The sequence below is a fragment of the Streptomyces sp. NRRL WC-3549 genome, from assembly GCF_000721935.1.
In the GTDB taxonomy this organism is placed as follows: domain Bacteria; phylum Actinomycetota; class Actinomycetes; order Streptomycetales; family Streptomycetaceae; genus Streptomyces.
The window spans coordinates 1-215 of the sequence record NZ_KL585476.1; the positions used below are offsets into that span (position 1 = coordinate 1).

The window sequence follows — 215 nt, forward strand, 5'->3', positions numbered from 1 at the left end:
GACCCGATCGAGGCGCAGGCGTTGCTGGCGACGTACGGGCAGGAGCGGGCGGAGGAGCGTCCGTTGTGGCTCGGCTCGATCAAGTCGAACATCGGGCACACCCAGGCTGCCGCGGGTGTGGCCGGGATCATCAAGATGGTGCAGGCCATGCGGCACGGTGTGCTGCCGCAGACACTGCACGTCGACAAGCCGTCGTCCCAGGTGGACTGGTCGGC

The 215-nt window shown here is 68.4% G+C and carries 1 pseudogene; it reads left to right on the forward strand.

Annotation, left to right across the window (positions count from 1 at the left end):
* Positions 1–215 (forward strand): annotated as a pseudogene (locus IH13_RS0136355) (polyketide synthase); the annotation flags it as partial.